At 73.6% G+C, this 16,183-nt stretch carries 16 protein-coding genes; 9 read left to right on the forward strand and 7 right to left on the reverse strand.

Features of this window, described 5'->3' with window-relative positions; genetic code table 11:
* Window positions 1–684: 684 nt before the first annotated feature.
* Window positions 685–1,110: a MarR family winged helix-turn-helix transcriptional regulator gene (locus ACFQ11_RS33725; RefSeq protein WP_378306240.1), complete on the reverse strand. Its 426-nt coding sequence runs from the start codon at window positions 1,108–1,110 to the stop codon at window positions 685–687.
* A 98-nt stretch (window positions 1,111–1,208) separates the two neighbouring features.
* Between ACFQ11_RS33725 and xseA the strand changes: the two genes are divergently transcribed.
* Window positions 1,209–2,432 carry an exodeoxyribonuclease VII large subunit gene (gene xseA, locus ACFQ11_RS33730; protein ID WP_378306242.1) on the forward strand — a complete coding sequence of 408 codons (1,224 nt, stop codon included), beginning with the start codon at window positions 1,209–1,211 and terminating at the stop codon, window positions 2,430–2,432.
* Window positions 2,433–2,442: 10 nt separating this feature from the next.
* Window positions 2,443–2,679: an exodeoxyribonuclease VII small subunit gene (locus ACFQ11_RS33735; protein ID WP_318784216.1), complete on the forward strand. Its 237-nt coding sequence runs from the start codon at window positions 2,443–2,445 to the stop codon at window positions 2,677–2,679.
* A gap of 2 nt (window positions 2,680–2,681) precedes the next feature.
* On the opposite strand, the gene ACFQ11_RS33740 is transcribed toward ACFQ11_RS33735, so the two are convergent.
* Window positions 2,682–3,353 (reverse strand): DUF4245 domain-containing protein, encoded by a 672-nt coding sequence (locus ACFQ11_RS33740; RefSeq protein ID WP_378306245.1) that lies wholly within the window; start codon window positions 3,351–3,353, stop codon window positions 2,682–2,684.
* A 31-nt stretch (window positions 3,354–3,384) separates the two neighbouring features.
* The gene (locus tag ACFQ11_RS33745; RefSeq protein WP_378306247.1) at window positions 3,385–4,044 is read right to left on the reverse strand and encodes a TetR/AcrR family transcriptional regulator; all 660 of its coding nucleotides are present in this window, start codon (window positions 4,042–4,044) and stop codon (window positions 3,385–3,387) included.
* Between the two features lie 169 nt (window positions 4,045–4,213).
* Between ACFQ11_RS33745 and glpX the strand changes: the two genes are divergently transcribed.
* The gene (gene glpX, locus ACFQ11_RS33750; RefSeq protein ID WP_378306272.1) at window positions 4,214–5,248 is read left to right on the forward strand and encodes a class II fructose-bisphosphatase; all 1,035 of its coding nucleotides are present in this window, start codon (window positions 4,214–4,216) and stop codon (window positions 5,246–5,248) included.
* A gap of 61 nt (window positions 5,249–5,309) precedes the next feature.
* Here glpX and ACFQ11_RS33755 read toward each other — a convergent pair whose 3' ends face one another.
* Complete coding sequence (locus ACFQ11_RS33755) at window positions 5,310–5,918, reverse strand: DUF1707 SHOCT-like domain-containing protein (RefSeq protein ID WP_378306249.1); 609 nt, start codon at window positions 5,916–5,918, stop codon at window positions 5,310–5,312.
* Between the two features lie 81 nt (window positions 5,919–5,999).
* On the opposite strand from ACFQ11_RS33755, the gene ACFQ11_RS33760 reads away from it, so the two are divergent.
* Genes ACFQ11_RS33760 through ACFQ11_RS33770 form a run of 3 tightly spaced genes read left to right on the forward strand, consistent with a single transcriptional unit; the run spans window position 6,000 to window position 9,019 of the window.
* On the forward strand, window positions 6,000–6,947 hold the full coding sequence (locus ACFQ11_RS33760; protein WP_378306251.1) for an ABC transporter ATP-binding protein: 948 nt from the start codon (window positions 6,000–6,002) through the stop codon (window positions 6,945–6,947).
* Window positions 6,944–7,735 (forward strand): ABC transporter permease, encoded by a 792-nt coding sequence (locus ACFQ11_RS33765; RefSeq protein WP_378306254.1) that lies wholly within the window; start codon window positions 6,944–6,946, stop codon window positions 7,733–7,735. The genes ACFQ11_RS33760 and ACFQ11_RS33765 overlap by 4 nt, the downstream gene beginning before the upstream one ends.
* A gap of 54 nt (window positions 7,736–7,789) precedes the next feature.
* A complete protein-coding gene (locus tag ACFQ11_RS33770; RefSeq protein WP_378306256.1) occupies window positions 7,790–9,019 on the forward strand; it encodes an MFS transporter in 1,230 nt (409 codons plus the stop codon).
* A gap of 61 nt (window positions 9,020–9,080) precedes the next feature.
* Here ACFQ11_RS33770 and ACFQ11_RS33775 read toward each other — a convergent pair whose 3' ends face one another.
* Window positions 9,081–9,311, reverse strand: coding sequence for a hypothetical protein (locus ACFQ11_RS33775; protein ID WP_378306258.1), 231 nt, complete (start codon window positions 9,309–9,311; stop codon window positions 9,081–9,083).
* A gap of 29 nt (window positions 9,312–9,340) precedes the next feature.
* On the reverse strand, window positions 9,341–10,756 hold the full coding sequence (pdxR, locus tag ACFQ11_RS33780; protein WP_378306260.1) for a MocR-like pyridoxine biosynthesis transcription factor PdxR: 1,416 nt from the start codon (window positions 10,754–10,756) through the stop codon (window positions 9,341–9,343).
* A gap of 173 nt (window positions 10,757–10,929) precedes the next feature.
* Here pdxR and ACFQ11_RS33785 point away from each other — a divergent pair, with 173 nt between their 5' ends.
* The 3 genes from ACFQ11_RS33785 (at window position 10,930) to ACFQ11_RS33795 (ending at window position 15,490) form a co-directional block, all read left to right on the forward strand.
* A complete protein-coding gene (locus tag ACFQ11_RS33785) occupies window positions 10,930–12,570 on the forward strand; it encodes a fumarate hydratase (protein WP_378306263.1) in 1,641 nt (546 codons plus the stop codon).
* Window positions 12,571–12,739: 169 nt separating this feature from the next.
* Window positions 12,740–14,011: a serine/threonine-protein kinase gene (locus tag ACFQ11_RS33790; RefSeq protein ID WP_378306265.1), complete on the forward strand. Its 1,272-nt coding sequence runs from the start codon at window positions 12,740–12,742 to the stop codon at window positions 14,009–14,011.
* Between the two features lie 87 nt (window positions 14,012–14,098).
* The gene (locus ACFQ11_RS33795; protein ID WP_378306267.1) at window positions 14,099–15,490 is read left to right on the forward strand and encodes a class II fumarate hydratase; all 1,392 of its coding nucleotides are present in this window, start codon (window positions 14,099–14,101) and stop codon (window positions 15,488–15,490) included.
* Between the two features lie 19 nt (window positions 15,491–15,509).
* Here ACFQ11_RS33795 and ACFQ11_RS33800 read toward each other — a convergent pair.
* Window positions 15,510–16,183, reverse strand: a 674-nt coding sequence (locus ACFQ11_RS33800) for an aggregation-promoting factor C-terminal-like domain-containing protein (protein ID WP_378306269.1), incomplete at its 5' end; no start/stop codon positions are given.

Consider the following 16,183-nt stretch of genomic DNA (forward strand, 5'->3'; position numbering starts at 1 on the left):
CGTCGCCGCGGCCGTCGTCGCCGCGACCGGCGCCCGTCCCCTAGGCCGAGCCCGCGGCCCCGCCCGTCCCGGCGGACGGCCCGTCGCCGACGGAGGCGAAGAAGGCCGCGCCCGACGCTCCGGCGCCCGAGCCCGCGAAGCCTGAGGCCGCCGAGCCGAAGGCCGCCGAGCCCGCCGAGCCCGCGGACGAGTTCACGCCGCGGCCCGAGTCGCGCCCGGCCGCGCAGAGCGAGGCCGAGCACCTCGCCGAGGACCTCCCGGTCCCGAACTACGACGAGGCGACCCTGCCGCAGCTTCGCGCGCGCCTGCGCGGGCTGTCGGTCGAGCAGGTGAAGCTCCTGCGCGAGTACGAGCGGACCCACGCGGCCCGCGAGGACATCATCAAGATGTACGAACGCCGCATCGCCAAGCTGAACGGCCAGAGCTGACACCGGACCGAAGCCGACACCGGACCGAAGGCGGGATGACGGCCCGGGAGGTCGAACCTCCCGGGCCGTTCCCGTTCCCGGGATCCCCGGAGCCGGGCGGGAGCGGCGGCGCCGGCGATCGTCCGCTCCCGCATGGGCGGCCGGGGGACGCTTCCGCCCCGTCCGACGCCGCGGACACCGCGCGTCTCCGGGGCCGCGCGTCTCCGGGGCCGCGTGTCTCCGGGGCCTCGCGTGCATCGGGCGTCGCTCCCGGGCGTCAACCGGCCGAGAAGAGCTTGTCGAGGGCGGGCAGGGCCGCGGCGACGGCCGCGCGCTCCTCGCCGGTCAGGTCCGCGAACCGTTCCGCCAGGTAGCCGATCCGGCGCTCGCGGCCGTCCGTCAGGACGTCCCGTCCGGCCGGGGTGAGCCGGGCCGTGACGACGCGGGCGTCCGAGCCGTCCCGGCCGCGCTCGACGAGCCCGTCGCGCTCCAGCCGGTTGATCTGCGCGGTCATCGTCGGCAGCCGGACGCCGTGCTCGGCGGCCAGCTCGGTCATCCGCCGCGGCCCGTGCTCCAGGGACCCCAGCACGGACAGCTGCTGGGAGGTGACCGGCTGGTCGGCGGTCGCCCGGCGCAGCATGAGCACCACGTGCCGGAGCCGCAGGTTCAGCTGCTCGGCGAGCTCGCGTTCGGGAACGGTCACGGTCTCTCCTCGGATCACTTGGGCACATCGGGTCGGCTCGGCCGACCTCTGAAGGGACGCGGCGCGTCCGTCCCGTCACGCGCAATAGGCTGCCGGGCATGGCGATGGAGACGACGGCCGAATCCCCGGTTCCGGTACGGACGGTCCTGCAAGCGGTCGGCGGCTGGATCGGCAAGCTGGGCCGCATCTGGGTCGAGGGGCAGATCACCGACCTCAACGCCCGCGGCGGCACCGTCTACATGACGCTGCGCGACCCGGTGGCGAACATGTCGGTGCGGCTCGTCGGGCAGCGCGGCGTCGTCGAGGCCGCCGGCCCCGCGGTCACCGACGGCGCGCGCGTCGTCGTCCACGCCAAACCGGACTTCTGGATCAACCGGGGCACCTTCTCGCTGAGCGTGCTGGAGATCCGGCCCGTCGGCGTCGGCGAGCTGCTCGCCCGCCTCGAACGCCTCAAGAAGACCCTGGCCGCCGAGGGGCTGTTCCGGCCCGAGCGCAAGCGCCCGCTGCCGTTCCTCCCCGGCCGGATCGGGCTCATCTGCGGGCGCGACTCCGACGCCGAGCACGACGTCCTGCAGAACGCGCGGCGCCGCTGGCCCGCGGTCGCGTTCCGCGTGGAGAACACCGCCGTGCAGGGGACCTACGCGGTCGGCGAGGTGATGACGGCGCTGCGCGCGCTGGACGCCGACCCCGAGATCGATGTGATCATCATCGCGCGCGGCGGGGGCGCGATGGAAGACCTGCTGCCGTTCTCCGACGAGGCGCTCGTCCGCGCCGTGTCGGCGGCCCGCACCCCGGTCGTCAGCGCGATCGGGCACGAGCAGGACACTCCGCTGCTCGACCTCGTCGCCGACGTCCGCGCGTCCACCCCGACCGACGCGGCGAAGAAGACCGTCCCGGACGTGCGCGAGCAGCTCCAGCTCGTCCGGCAGCTGCGCGACCGGGGGCGGCGCTGCCTCGCGGGCGGCGTGGAACGCGAGCTCGCGTGGCTGAAGTCCGTCCGGTCGCGGCCCGCGCTGGCCGACCCGGTGCGGGAGATCGAACGGCAGGCCGAGCAGGTCACGGCGCTGCGCGACCGGAGCCGCCGGTGCCTGTCCGGCGCCCTCGACCGGGCCGGGGACGAGCTGTCGCACACCCGGGCGCGGCTCCTCGCCCTCTCCCCCGCCGCCACGCTGGAGCGCGGGTACGCGATCGTCCAGCGGGAGGACGGCGCCGTCGTGCGGGACGCCGCGGACGTGCGGCCCGGCGAGGGGCTCACGGTGCGCGTCGCGTCCGGGCGGCTCGGCGTCACCGCCGCGGGCCCGCTCGACGACGGGCCCGCGTAGGGTGGGGCGGGTGTCGGAGAACGAGGAGAGGGCGGCCAGGCCCTCGTACGAGCAGGCCCGCGACGAACTGGCCGACGTGGTGAAACGGCTGGAGGCCGGCGGGCTCACCCTGGAGGAGTCGCTGGCGCTGTGGGAGCGCGGCGAGAAGCTCGCCGCCCTCTGCGAGGAGTGGCTCGAGGGCGCCCGCGCCCGGCTCGCCGCCGCGATGGCGCAACCCGAGGACGGCGACACCGGCGCGCCGTTCTGACGTCAGGGGGCGTCGTCGGCGGCGGGCGCGCTCGGCGACGCCGGGCTCGACCCGTTCAGCCCGCCGCCCTTCGGCTGCTCCTTCAGCGACCCCGCCAGCACCGCCAGCTCCTCGTAGGGCGCGGTCCCGGTCACCACGAGGCTCACCCCGCCCGGCAGCGTCCGCGCCAGCGAGTTCGCCTTCTTGTCCGCCCGGTGGTACTTCTTCCACGTGTGCCCGGCGACCCGCATCGTCCCCAGCGGCTTGCTGCTGTTGGTCATCCGCGGGACGTACTCGGACGCCTTCTCGTTGCTCTGCTCGAGCGCCGCGTAATGGTCGTTCGGCGTCACGAACCCCAGGTGCCACGCGACCGGCCCGCCGTCCTCGCCGTCCAGCCCGTGCACGCGCGAGCTCGTCGGGCGCCACCCCGCGGGCAGCCCCTCGGGGGCCCGCACGGTGAACGGGGCGTCGTTGCGCATCACCCAGAGCTGCGACCCGTAGTCGACGGTCGGCAGGATCTGCTCGTCCGCCCGCGGCGTCACGACGTAGATCATCAGTGCCAGGATCAGCGACGCGCCCATCGCCAGGGTGAAGCCGCCGAGCCCGGAGGTCAGCCGCTTGTGCACGCCCGGGCTGACCGGGATCGGCTCCTGCCCGGAAGGGGCCGGCTCGGTGTCAGGGGTCTTCTCGGTCACCCTTTCAGGATCCCCTACGGTTCCGGCTGCTCTAGACAGGGGGTGCGGTACGCGGGTTCCGGATCGTGCCGACGATCCCCATGATCTCGTCGGCGAGCCGCCGCGCGGCGTCCTCGTCCTCCATCAGTGAGATGTCGGACACCGCGCCCGCCATCGCGCCCGTCAGCACCATCACCAGCGCTTCGTCCACGCCGCCGTCCGCGGTGTGGAACAGCGCCGCGTTCCGGCGGGCCCACTTGCCGAGCCGCTGCCGCATCGCGCGGTCGAATCCGGGCGGGCCGTCCCCGGAGATGAACAGCCGCGAGACGTCCCGCTCCTCCAGGCAGCCGTCGAGGTAGGCGCCCGCCCCGGCGATGAACTGCCGCATCGGGTCGGTCTCCCCCGCCTCCCGCACCGCGTTGATCGCCTTGCGGGTGCGCTCCTGCTGCCTGACCTGGAACTCCTCGAACAGCGTCAGGTACAGGTCGGCCTTGCCGTTGAAGTGGTGGTACAGGCTGCCGACGCTGGCTCCGGCCTTCGCGACGATGTCGGTCACCGCGGCCTGCGCGAACCCTGACTCGCAGAAGACGTCCCGGGCGGCGGCCAGCAGGGCCCCGCGCGTCGCGGCCCCGCGGTCGGACGTCCGCGCGGGCGTCCCGGCGGCGCCGTTCTGTGTCGCCTCGCCGGAGGGAACGTCGATGTCGCTGCTCATGAGCCCTGAGATTACGCCCTCTCTCGGGGGGAAACGATCCCTTGCCCGGAGGACCGTCCGATTCCCGGTGCCGGTTCGCTCCGGACTCCGGCTGGTCTGGTCCAATTTGTGGCCCGGCGTCGGCCAACGGAGAATCCGAGTGACCATCGACCGAAAGGGCCGCCGCGACATGTCCGATGAAACCACCGTCTCCTCCCCTTTGCAGACCGACCCCGCGGCGCCCGACCGCAACCTGGCGATGGAACTGGTCCGGGTGACCGAGGCCGCCGCCATGGCCGCCGCCCGGTGGGTGGGGCGCGGGGACAAGAACGGTGCCGACGGCGCCGCCGTCAACGCCATGCGCCAGCTGATCAACACGGTGTCCATGAAGGGCGTCGTCGTGATCGGCGAGGGCGAGAAGGACAACGCGCCGATGCTCTACAACGGCGAGGAGGTCGGGGACGGCGGCGGCGCCGAGTGCGACGTCGCGGTGGACCCGGTCGACGGCACCCGCCTCACCGCCCTCGGCATGAGCAACGCGATCGCCGTCCTGTCCGTCGCGCCGCGCGGGTCGATGTTCGACCCGTCCGCCGTGTTCTACATGGAGAAGCTGGTCACCGGGCCGGAGGCCGCCGACGTCGTCGACATCGACCGCCCGATCGGCGACAACATCCGCGCCATCGCCCGCGCGAAGGGCTCGGCGCCGAACGACGTGACCGTCTGCATCCTGGACCGTCCGCGGCACGAGGGCATCGTGAAGGAGGTCCGCGAGGCGGGGGCGCGCATCAAGTTCATCATGGACGGCGACGTGGCCGGCGCGATCATGGCGTCCCGTCCCGGCACCGGCGTCGACCTCCTCCTCGGCATCGGCGGCACCCCCGAGGGCATCATCGCCGCCTGCGCCATCAAGGCCCTCGGCGGCGTGATCCAGGGCCGCCTGTGGCCGAAGGACGACGAGGAGCGCCGGCAGGCGATCGACGCGGGCCACGACCTGAGCCGCGTCCTCACCACCGACGACCTCGTCACGTCCGACGACGTCTTCTTCGCCGCGACGGGCATCACCGACGGCGAGCTCGTCGACGGCGTCCGCTACGACAAGGGCATCGCGATCACGCACTCCCTCGTGATGCGGTCCCGCAGCGGAACGATCCGGACCGTCTCGAGCGAGCACAAGCTGTCGAAGCTGCGGGCCTACAGCGCGATCAACTTCGACGCCGCGGTCTGAGGCGCCACCGGGCCCGGCCCGCTCGCCCGACCGGCTCGCGGGCCGGGCCGGGCGGGCCGGGTCAGCCGCGGGTCAGGCGGGCGCGGACGCGCTGGCGGAAGGTGCGTCTGGGGGCCCGGGCCCGGACGGAGCCGAACACCATCGTGCCCGCGACCTCGATGGTGGGGCCGTCGGGGGCGGGGCGGGTGCGGACCTCGCGGGGGCTGAGGATCGTGCGGCCGGTGACGTCGACGCGGACGCCGTCGGGGACGAGGAGGCGGACGCGGCCCGCGAGGACCAGCGAGTCGAGGACGATGTGGCGGCGCTGCAGGACGGCTTCGCGGAGGTCGAGTTCGACGGTGCCGAAGAGCGCGACGAGCGGGAGCTTGACGGGGACGACCCAGCGGCCGTCGCGGCGGGTGCGGCCGAACACGACGGAGACGGGGCGGTCGTCCACGAGGATCGGCTGGGCCTCCTCCGGGGAGAGGTCGCCGGTGAGGCCGGTGAGCTCGCCGAGGGTGCGGGCGTCGTAGGCGGCGGCGACGCGTTCGGCGTGCTCGGCCATGGTGAGGCGGCCGTCCGCGAGGGCCTCGCCGAGGACGGCGGCGACGCGTTCCCGGTCGGCGTCGGACGCGCGCAGGTCACGGACGCGCGTCGCCTGTTCGGCGGCCGGGCGGGAGGGGATGTCCACCCCCAAAGGTTAACGGGCGGAGCGGTGGGAGCCACGGAAAACGGGTGGGGATTTGTCCGCATCACTACTTAGGGTGCCCCTATGACCTTGCAACGTGCACCGGAGGCGGTCGGCGCCGGGTCGGCGGCGGCGATCAGCCTGCGGGGGGTCGTGAAGCGGTTCGGCGGCTTCACCGCCGTGGACGGGCTCGACCTGGAGGTCCCGTCCGGGATGTGCCTGGGGCTGCTCGGCCCCAACGGGGCGGGCAAGTCGACGACGATGAAGATGCTCACGGCGCAGGCGGTGCCGACCGAGGGGACGATCGAGGTGCTGGGGTTCCCGGTGCCGCGGGAGTCGAAGCGGGCGCGGGCCGCGATGGGCGTCGTCCCGCAGCAGGACAACCTCGACGAGGAGCTGACGGCCCGGGAGAACCTGGAGGTGTTCGCGCACCTGTACCGGGTGCCGCGCAAGGAGCGGCGGAAGGCGGTCGACGACGCCCTGGCGATCGCGCACCTGACCGAACGCCAGGGGACGAAGGTGGACGATCTGTCGGGCGGGATGCGGCGGCGGCTGCTGATCGCGCGGGGGCTCGTCCATCGGCCGCGGCTGGTGCTGCTGGACGAGCCGACCGTGGGCCTCGACCCGCAGGTGCGGGCGGAGCTGTGGGGGCTGATCGACGGGTTGCGGGCGCAGGGCACGACGGTGCTGATGTCGACGCACTACATCGAGGAGGCCGAGCGGCTGGCGGACGAGTGCGCGCTGATGTCGCGCGGCCGGGTGATCGCCCGGGGGACGCCGGCGAGGCTGGTCGGCGAGTACGCGGGCGAGCGGGTGGTGGAGCACTACGGGCCGCCGGACCGGCTGGCGGAGGTGGAGCGGCTCGCGCGGGGCGCGGGGCTGCCGACGCGGCGGACGGGCCCGTCGGTGTCGGTGCTGAAGGCCGAGACGATCGCGCCGTCCCTGGCGGACGAGCTGGGCTCGGACGGCGTGCGCCGCGCGGCCAACCTGGAGGACGTGTTCGTGGTGCTGACCGGGGAGAAGGTGGAATGAGCGGCGCGCGGACCGAGCGGCTGCGCCGGTTCGAGATGGCGCCGATCCGCGGGGTGTGGCGGCACGAGCTGGCGTTGTTCAAGCGGTACTGGACGTCGCAGTCGTTCGCGTCGATGGTGGAGCCGACGTTCTTCCTGCTGTGCTTCGGCTACGGGTTCGGGTCGATGGTCGCGGTGATCGGCGACTACCGGTACCTGGATTTCGTCGCGACGGGCGTGGTGGGGACGGCGGCGCTGTTCACGTCGGTGTTCCCGGGGATGTTCAACGGCTACATCCGGCGGGTGTTCCAGCACACCTACGACGGGATGCTGGCGGCGCCGGTGGACGTGCACGAGCTGGTCACCGCGGAGGCCTCCTGGATCGCGGCGAAGTCGGCGGTGTACTCGTGCACGCCGCTGATCGTGGCGCTGTTCTTCGGCCTGGACCCGTCGTTCGGGATGCTGCTGGTGCCGGTGGCGACGTTCTTCACGGCGCTGGGGTTCGGCCTGTTCGGGATGTGGACGTCGTCGGTCGTGCCGTCGATCAACTCGTTCGACTACGTGATCACGGGCGTGGTGACGCCGCTGTTCCTCATCGCGGGGACGTTCTTCCCGGTGGACGCGCTGCCGGCGTGGGCGGAGACGGCGTCGAAGCTGAACCCGCTGTACCACTGCGTGCAGCTCGTCCGGCACATGGTGTTCGGGCTGGAGCCGCTCGCGGACCTCGGTCACCTGGCCGTGCTGGCCGCGTTCGCCGCGCTGATGTGGACGATCGCGGTGCGCGGGATGCGCCGCCGGCTCATTGACTGACGGGTTCCCCGCTCTCTACGCTGACGCGAATCTTCCTCACGTTAGCGGGGGCGCATGGACAGCAGGGATCGCCGGGCGCGCGCGTCCTCCTACACCGCGTTCGCCGTCCAGGGGCTGTGCTTCGCGTCGCTGGTGACGCAGGTGCCGCGCATCCAGGACGCGCACCGGCTGAGCGACGCGACGCTGTCGCTGGTGCTGCTGATGGTGCCGCTGATCGCGAGCGTGGGCAGCGTCGCGTCCGGCGCGCTGTTCCGCCGGGTCGGCAGCGGGCCCGTCCTGCGGGTGTCGCAGCCCGCGGTGGCCCTGACGATCGTGGCGATCGGGCTGACCGGCGACAACGATCCCGCGCTGTACGCGGCGGTCGCGCTGTTCGGCCTGTTCGTCGGCGCGGTGGACGCGTCGATGAACGCGCAGGCCGTCGCGGTGGAGCGCCGGTACGGGATGAGCCTGATCACCGGGTTCTACGCGGTGTGGAGCGTCGCGGGGATCCTCGGCGGGCTGTGGGCGTCGCTGAGCAACGGCCTCGACCTGCCCCTGACCGCCGGGTTCGGCATCGCCGCCGCCGCCGGGATCGCGGCGTCGCTGGCCACCGGGCACGGGCTGTACCGGCGCGCGGAGGAGGGCGGCGGGCCGTCCGCCGCGGAGCTGAAGGCCGCCGGACGGCGGGTGCCGTGGCGCCCGATCCTCATCGTGGGCACGGCGATGGCGGTGGCGTACCTGGCCGATTCGGCGATCTCCAACTACGGCGCCAAGTACCTCGACGACGAGCTGGGCGGGGCGGACTGGGTGGCGCCGCTCGGCTACGTCGCCTACCAGGTCGCCATGGTGGTGAGCCGGGCGGTCGCCGACCTGGCCGTGCGCCGCTCCGGCGCGGTGGCGGTGGTGCGGCTCGGCGGCGCCGTCGGGCTCGCCGGGATGGTCGGGGTGGTCGCGGCGCCGAACGCGGCCGTCGCGATCGGGGCGTTCGCCGTCGCCGGGCTGGGCCTCAGCGTCATCGCGCCGGTGTCGTTCACGGCCGCCGGACGGGTCGACCCCACGGGCCTCGGCGTCGCCGTGGCCCGGGTCAACATCTTCAACTACGTCGGGTTCGTCCTGGGCGCCGCCGTGGTCGGCGCGGTTGAGCCGCTCAGCGCGGACCACGGCCTGCGGCTCGCGTTCGCCGTCCCGACGATCCTGGTGCTGGTGGTGTTCGCGACGGCCCGGGGCTTCGCGCCCTCCCCGGCGGCGCCCGCCGCGCCGGGCGCCGCGGCGCCCGCCCGTCCGGCCGAACCCACCGCCACCTGACGGCCGGGCCCCCGGGGCGCCGTGCCCCGGGGACCCGGTCCGCCGGCCCCGCCGTGCCCGATCAGGACTCCTCGAGCGCGACGACCGCCCGCTCCCCCGCGGCCTGCGCCTCCTCGGGCGTCATGTCCTGGATCGCCCGGGCGAGCGCGACCTCGGCGGCGTCGGCCGCCGCGCGCAGGGTCACCGCGTGCTCCTGCGCCCGCGCGAGGTCGCCCAGGCCCACGCAGTCGAAGGCGACCTGCCCGTCGTGCACGGCCATCTTGAGCTGCCGCGCCGCCTCTTCCAAACTCATGCGTACCTCCTACACCGGGAATCCTTGTCCTACCCGCGAGCACCCGCTGCAACCGCTTGACCGAGCAGTTCCGCCGCCTTGACCAGGCATCCCTCCTCCAGGCCGGCGTACCCGAGGACGAGCGCGGGCGGGGCGTGCGCGGCCCGGCCGGGCGACCACAGCGGACGGGCGCCCGCGACCGACAGCCCGGCGCGGGACGCGCGCGCGACCACCCGCTCCTCGTCGCAGCCCGGCGGCAGCTCCGCGTAGAGGTGGATGCCCGCCGGAACGCCGTGCACACGGGCGCCCGGGACGTGCCGCCGGAGCGCGTCGGCGAAGGCGTCCCGCCGGGCCCGGTAGCGGCGCCGCATGGCGCGCAGGTGCCGCTCGTAACCGCCGGAGCGCAGGTATTCGGCGAGCGTGTGCTGCGGCAGGACGGGCGTGCCGAGGTCGGTGTGCAGGCGGTGCGTCCGCAGCCGGGCGGCGAGCGGCGGCGGGACGGCCGCCCAGCCGAGCCGGATCGCGGGCGCGAGCGTCTTGCTGACCGAGCCGAGCAGCACCACCCGTTCCGGATCGACGCCCTGCAGGCATCCGACGGGTTCGCGGTCGTAGCGGAACTCCGCGTCGTAGTCGTCCTCGATGATCAGCCCGTCGGCGTCCCGCGCCCACGCGATGAGGCTCGCCCGCCGGTCCGGGGACAGCACGACGCCGGTCGGGTACTGGTGCGCGGGCGTGACGAGCACCGCGCGCGCGTCCGTCCGGGCGAGCGCCGCGACGTCGATGCCCTGCCCGTCCACCGGGACCCGTACCAGCCGGACGCCCGCGGCCTGCAGCATCGGGAGCTGCCGGGCGCTCGCCGGGTCCTCGACGGCGAGCACGGTGCGGCCGTCCGCGCGCAGCAGCCGGGTCAGCGCCGACAGCGCGTGCGCCGCCCCGTTCGTCACGACGACCCGGGCGGGGTCGGTGTGCGCGGCGCGGGCCCGTCCGAGGTACCCGGCCAGTTCGGTGCGCAGGACGAGCGCCCCCGCGGGATCGGGGTAGGCGAGGGCGTCGTCCGGCAGCGCGCGCAGCGCCGCCCGCTCGGCGGCCAGCCAGCGGTCGCGGGGGAACGCCGCCAGGTCGGGGCTGCCGGGCCACAGGTCGTAGTCGACGGGGGTGCGCGCGCCCGGCACGGCGGGCGCGGGCGGCGCGGGCGGCGGGGGCGGGGGGTCGTCGGGACGGGCGAGGGGCGCGATCCGGGTCCCGTCGCCGCGCCGGGCGACCAGGAAGCCCTCCGCGGTGAGCTGCTCGTAGGCGGCGACGACGACGCCGCGGGACACGGCGAGGTCCCGGGCGAGGTCTCGGCTCGACGGCAGCCTGGTCCCGGCGGTCAGCCGGCCGGACCGGACGCCCGCGCGGAACCCGGCGGCGATCTGTGCCGCCAGCCGCCCCGCGGACCGGTCGAGTGGGAGATGAAGGTCGGTCACACCACGTTCAGCGTCCGAAGGTATGACTTGTGTCACGGTCCAGCGATTGGTCCACGATCTCGCGACATCTTCACCATCTCCGGCGGACCTTCCGACGCCGCCGCCGCGCCGCCGGACCGGAGTCGTACCCTGTGAGGCGGCCCCTATCGGAATCGCGCGAGGATCTGCCTGAGATGCCTGAGTTCTCCTACACCGACCTGCTGCCGCTCGGAACGGACGACACCGACTACCGCCTGCTCACCACCGGGGGCGTCTCCACCTTCGAGGCGAACGGACGAACGTTCCTGCAGGTCGAGCCGGAGGCGCTGCGGCTGCTCACCGAGACCGCGATGCGCGACATCTCGCACCTGCTGCGTCCGGCCCACCTCGCGCAGCTCCGCAAGATCCTGGACGACCCGGAGGCCTCGCCGAACGACCGGTTCGTCGCCCTCGACCTGCTGAAGAACGCGGGCATCGCGTCGGGCGGCGTCCTGCCGATGTGCCAGGACACCGGGACCGCGATCGTGATGGGCAAGCGGGGCCAGCACGTCCTGACCGACGGCCGGGACGAGGAGCACGTCTCGCGCGGCGTCTACGACGCGTACACCAAGCTGAACCTGCGCTACTCGCAGATGGCGCCCGTCTCCATGTGGGACGAGAAGAACACCGGCAGCAACCTCCCCGCGCAGATCGAGCTGTACGCGACGTCCGGCGACGCCTACAAGTTCCTGTTCATGGCCAAGGGCGGCGGCAGCGCGAACAAGTCGTTCCTGTACCAGGAGACGAAGGCCGTCCTGAACCCGAAGCGGATGATGTCCTTCCTCGAGGAGAAGATCCGCTCCCTCGGCACCGCCGCCTGCCCCCCGTACCACCTCGCGATCGTCGTGGGCGGGACGTCCGCCGAGTACGCGCTGAAGACCGCGAAGTACGCGTCGGCGCACTACCTGGACTCGATGCCGACCGAGGGGTCCCCCCTCGGGCACGGCTTCCGCGACGTCGAACTCGAGCAGCGGGTGTTCGAGCTGACGCAGAAGCTCGGCATCGGCGCCCAGTTCGGCGGCAAGTACTTCTGCCACGACGTCCGGGTGATCCGGCTGCCCCGCCACGGCGCGTCCTGCCCGGTGGCCATCGCCGTCTCGTGCAGCGCCGACCGGCAGGCCCTCGCGAAGATCACCGCCGAGGGCGTCTTCCTCGAGCGCCTCGAGACCGACCCCGCCAAGTACCTGCCCGACACCACCGCCGACCAGCTGGACGACCAGGTCGTCCGGATCGACCTGAACCGGCCGATGGACGAGATCCGCGCCGAGCTGTCGAAGTACCCGGTGAAGACCCGCCTCTCCCTCACCGGTCCCCTCGTCGTCGCCCGCGACATCGCGCATGCCAAGATCAAGGAGCGCCTCGACGCGGGCGAGCCGATGCCGCGGTACCTGCGCGACCACGCCGTCTACTACGCGGGCCCCGCCAAGACCCCCGAGGGCTACGCCTCCGGCTCGTTCGGCCCCACCACCGCCGGGCGGATGGACTCCTACGTCGAGCAGTTCCAGGCCGCCGGCGGCTCGTTCGTCATGCTGGCCAAGGGCAACCGCTCCCAGCAGGTCACCGACGCCTGCAAGACCCACGGCGGCTTCTACCTCGGCTCCATCGGCGGTCCCGCCGCCCGCCTCGCCCAGGACTGCATCAAGAAGGTCGAGGTCCTCGAATACCCCGAGCTCGGCATGGAGGCGGTCTGGAAGATCGAGGTGGAGGACTTCCCGGCGTTCATCGTCGTCGACGACAAGGGCGGGGACTTCTTCGCCGACACCTCGGGCCCCGTCCTCACCATCGGCCGCCGCTGACGAACCCGGGCGGCCGACGCGCGGAGCCCGCTCCGGCCGCCCGGGGAGCGGGTCGCTCGGGGGCGGAGCGAGGGGTTTTGGGGGCGATAGATCACGGTATCGACCCCAAATCCAACTTCGTCGTGAGACTGCCGGATGACCGGATGGCCACTCCGGTATCTTTTCGCCCATGTCTCAGTCTGAGCGCCTCGTTCTCGCGACGCGCTACCGGCTGGTCTCGGAAATAGGCCACGGTGCCAACGGCACCGTGTGGAGAGGCCACGACGAACTCCTCGACCGCGCCGTGGCGATCAAGGAGTTGCGGCTCCCCGAGGACCTCTCCGAGGACGACCGGGTCGTCTTCTACCGCCGCACCCTGCGCGAGGCGCGGGCGCCCGCGCAGTTGCGCACGCCGTCGATCGTCGAGGTGTACGACGTCGTCATCGAGCAGGGGCGGCCGTGGATCGTGATGGAGCTGATCGAGGCGCCGAGCCTCGAGGAGCTCATCGAGCGGTCCGGGCCGCTGCCGCCCGACCGGGTCGGGCACATCGGGCGCAAGCTGCTGGACGCGCTGGGCACCGCGCATCGGGCGGGGATCGTGCACCGTGATCTCAAGCCGAGCAACGTCCTGCTGGACGGCGACCGGGTGGTGCTCACCGACTTCGGGCTCGCGTTCTCGTCGGGGTCGGCCAGCCTGACGAAGACCGGGCACTTCATGGGCTCCCCCGCGTACGTGGCGCCCGAGGTCGCCGCGGGCGAGAAGGCCACGCCGAGGTCCGACCTGTGGTCGCTGGGCGCGACGCTGTACGCGGCGCTGGAGGGGCGTCCGCCGTTCGAGCGCGACAACGTGATGGCGACGCTGAGCGCGCTGGCGAACGAGCCGGCGCCGGTTCCGGCGAACGCGGGGACGCTGGGGCCCGTGATCACCGGGCTGCTGGAGAAGAACCCGACGCGGCGGCTCAGCCACGCGCGGGCGGCGGACCGGCTGGAGCGGGCGCTGTCCGGCCCGCGGTCGGGGCGGCGCCCGGCGACGCCGCGGTACCGCCTGACGGTCGTGGCCGCGCTCGTCGCGGCGACGGTCGCGTCCTGCGGGGTGGGGGCCACGGCGTTGATCGTCGGGATGATGCGGGAGGGGCCGGAGCCCGCGCCCGCGCCCGCCCAGGCGGCGACGAGCGCCGCGGCGGGCGCGGGCGTCCCGGCGGGCGTCGCGTCCAGCACGCTCGCGGTGCGGGCCAGGAACGACGCCTGCAAGATCTTCGTGTCGATCCCGGGCGAGGCGATGACGGTGCTCGCCGACGAGACGCTGAAGCGCGACGAGGCGCGCAAGTACGACCAGCAGCGGCTGAACGCGGTGATCTACGACGCGTCGGCGTGCGACGTGTGGGTGAACGGACGGCGGGAGCCGGGCGGCGCGCCGGGCGAGCGCAAGAACCTCACGGTGACGCGGACGAGCGGCGGCTGAAGATCACATCCCGCCGGGGAATGTACCCGTTCCGGGGACGGCTGTCCCGAGTGGAGCGGGGAAGGACCCCGGCGGGAGGTGGCGTAGATGACCGAGGATTTCCGGATCGAGCACGATTCCATGGGTGAGGTCCGGGTTCCGGCGTCGGCCAAGTGGCGGGCGCAGACCCAGCGCGCGGTGGAGAACTTCCCCATCTCGGGACGGACGCTCGAGCCCGCGCACATCGCGGCGCTCGGCCGGATCAAGGCGGCGGCGGCGGTCGTGAACGCCGAGCTGGGGGTTCTCGAGGACGATCTCGCCGCGGCGATCGCGGACGCGGCCGGGGAGGTCGCGGACGGCAGGTGGAACGACCAGTTCCCCATCGACGTGTTCCAGACCGGTTCGGGCACGTCGTCGAACATGAACGCGAACGAGGTCGTGGCGACGCTCGCGGAGGAGCGGCTCGGCCGCCCGGTGCATCCGAACGACCACGTGAACGCGTCGCAGTCGTCGAACGACGTGTTCCCGTCCTCGATCCACATCGCGGCGACCGGCGCGGTCGTGGACGAGCTGATCCCGGCGCTGCGGCACCTGCGGGACGCGCTGCACGCGAAGTCCCGCGAGTTCGCGAAGGTCGTGAAGTCGGGCCGCACCCACCTGATGGACGCGACGCCCGTGACGCTCGGCCAGGAGTTCGGCGGGTACGCGGCACAGGTGAACCACGGGGTGGAGCGGCTGGAGGCGGCGCTGCCGCGGCTGGCGGAGCTGCCGCTGGGCGGGACGGCGGTGGGGACCGGGATCAACACGCCGGACGGCTTCGCGCCGCGGGTGATCGCGGAGATCGCGCGGGCGACGGGGCTGCCGCTGACCGAGGCGCGCAACCACTTCGAGGCGCAGGGCGCGCGGGACGGCCTGGTGGAGGCGAGCGGGGCGCTGCGGACGATCGCGGTCAGCCTCACCAAGATCGCGAACGATCTGCGCTGGATGGGGTCGGGGCCGCGGGCGGGGCTCGCGGAGCTCCGGCTGCCGGACCTGCAGCCCGGTTCGTCGATCATGCCGGGGAAGGTGAACCCGGTGATCCCGGAGGCGGTGACGCAGGTCGCGGCGCAGGTCATCGGCAACGACGCCGCGGTCGCGTTCGGCGGCGCGTCGGGGAACTTCGAGCTGAACGTGATGCTGCCGATGCTCGCCCGGAACGTACTGGAGTCGATCACCCTGCTGGCGAACGCGTCGCGGCTGCTCGCGGACCGGTGCGTGACGGGGATCGAGGCCGACGCCGAACGGATGCGCGAGTACGCCGAGTCGTCGCCGTCGATCGTCACGCCGCTCAACCGCCACATCGGCTACGAGGAGGCGGCGCGGGTCGCCAAGCAGGCGCTCGCGGAGCGGAAGACGATCCGCGAGGTGGTGCTGGAGCGGGGGCACGTGGACGCCGGGCGGCTGACGCTCGAGCAGCTCGACGAGGCGCTGGACGTCCTCGGGATGACGGGCGCCCGCTGAGGGGCGCCCGTCCGCCCGGTCAGTAGTGGCCGACGTCCAGGAAGTGGTTCCAGGCGCCGCAAGGGGTGTCGTACTTGCCCTTGATGTAGCCGAGGCCCCACTTGATCTGGGTGCGGGCGTTGTTGCGCCAGTCGGGTCCGGCGGCGGACATCTTGGAGCCCGGGTTGGCCTGCGGGATGCCGTACGCGTCGGAGTAGGGGTTGTCGGCGTGGACGTTCCAGCTGCTCTCCCTGTCCCACAGCTTGACGAGGCAGCCGAACTGGCCGTCGCCGGTGAACCCGAAGTCGGGCATCATCGCCTTGGCGATCCGCTGGGCCTCGCCGGCCGGGACGGGGTCGGGGACGCGGGCGGTGCCGCCGCCGTCGCCGTCGCCGTCGCTCTTCTCGGGCGTCTTCGCCGGCTTGGGCTTCCTGGTGGGCAGCGGCTTGCCGACTGCCTGCAGGTCGAGCTTCTCGCCGCCGGCCTGCCGGACCTGCCGGGCGGCCCGTTCGAGCGCCTTCTCGTGCCGGAGCTTCCGCAGGACCTCCGGGGCGATCGTGGGGGTGGGGGCCACGGCGTCGGCGAGCGGCCGGGTCGGCGCGACGGTGGTCTCGCCGTCGCCGGTGAGCGCGAACGCGGCGGCCGTTCCGCCGCCGACCGGGACGGCCGCGCCCGCCGCGACCGCGGCGGCGTGCAGCCCGTTGCGGCGGGCCG

It is taken from the genome of Actinomadura sediminis (assembly GCF_042675525.1).
GTDB classification, from domain to species: domain Bacteria; phylum Actinomycetota; class Actinomycetes; order Streptosporangiales; family Streptosporangiaceae; genus Spirillospora; species Spirillospora sediminis.

Excerpts from the sequence above, each read along its gene's own strand:
- xseA (WP_378306242.1), top strand. The coding sequence starts at position 1,209 with ATGGCGATGGAGACGACGGCCGAATCCCCGGTTCCGGTACGGACGGTC.
- ACFQ11_RS33745 (WP_378306247.1), bottom strand. The coding sequence starts at position 4,044 with ATGAGCAGCGACATCGACGTTCCCTCCGGCGAGGCGACACAGAACGGC.
- glpX (WP_378306272.1), top strand. The coding sequence starts at position 4,214 with ATGTCCGATGAAACCACCGTCTCCTCCCCTTTGCAGACCGACCCCGCG.
- ACFQ11_RS33760 (WP_378306251.1), top strand. The coding sequence starts at position 6,000 with ATGACCTTGCAACGTGCACCGGAGGCGGTCGGCGCCGGGTCGGCGGCG.
- ACFQ11_RS33765 (WP_378306254.1), top strand. The coding sequence starts at position 6,944 with ATGAGCGGCGCGCGGACCGAGCGGCTGCGCCGGTTCGAGATGGCGCCG.
- ACFQ11_RS33770 (WP_378306256.1), top strand. The coding sequence starts at position 7,790 with ATGGACAGCAGGGATCGCCGGGCGCGCGCGTCCTCCTACACCGCGTTC.
- ACFQ11_RS33775 (WP_378306258.1), bottom strand. The coding sequence starts at position 9,311 with ATGAGTTTGGAAGAGGCGGCGCGGCAGCTCAAGATGGCCGTGCACGAC.
- ACFQ11_RS33785 (WP_378306263.1), top strand. The coding sequence starts at position 10,930 with ATGCCTGAGTTCTCCTACACCGACCTGCTGCCGCTCGGAACGGACGAC.
- ACFQ11_RS33790 (WP_378306265.1), top strand. The coding sequence starts at position 12,740 with ATGTCTCAGTCTGAGCGCCTCGTTCTCGCGACGCGCTACCGGCTGGTC.
- ACFQ11_RS33795 (WP_378306267.1), top strand. The coding sequence starts at position 14,099 with ATGACCGAGGATTTCCGGATCGAGCACGATTCCATGGGTGAGGTCCGG.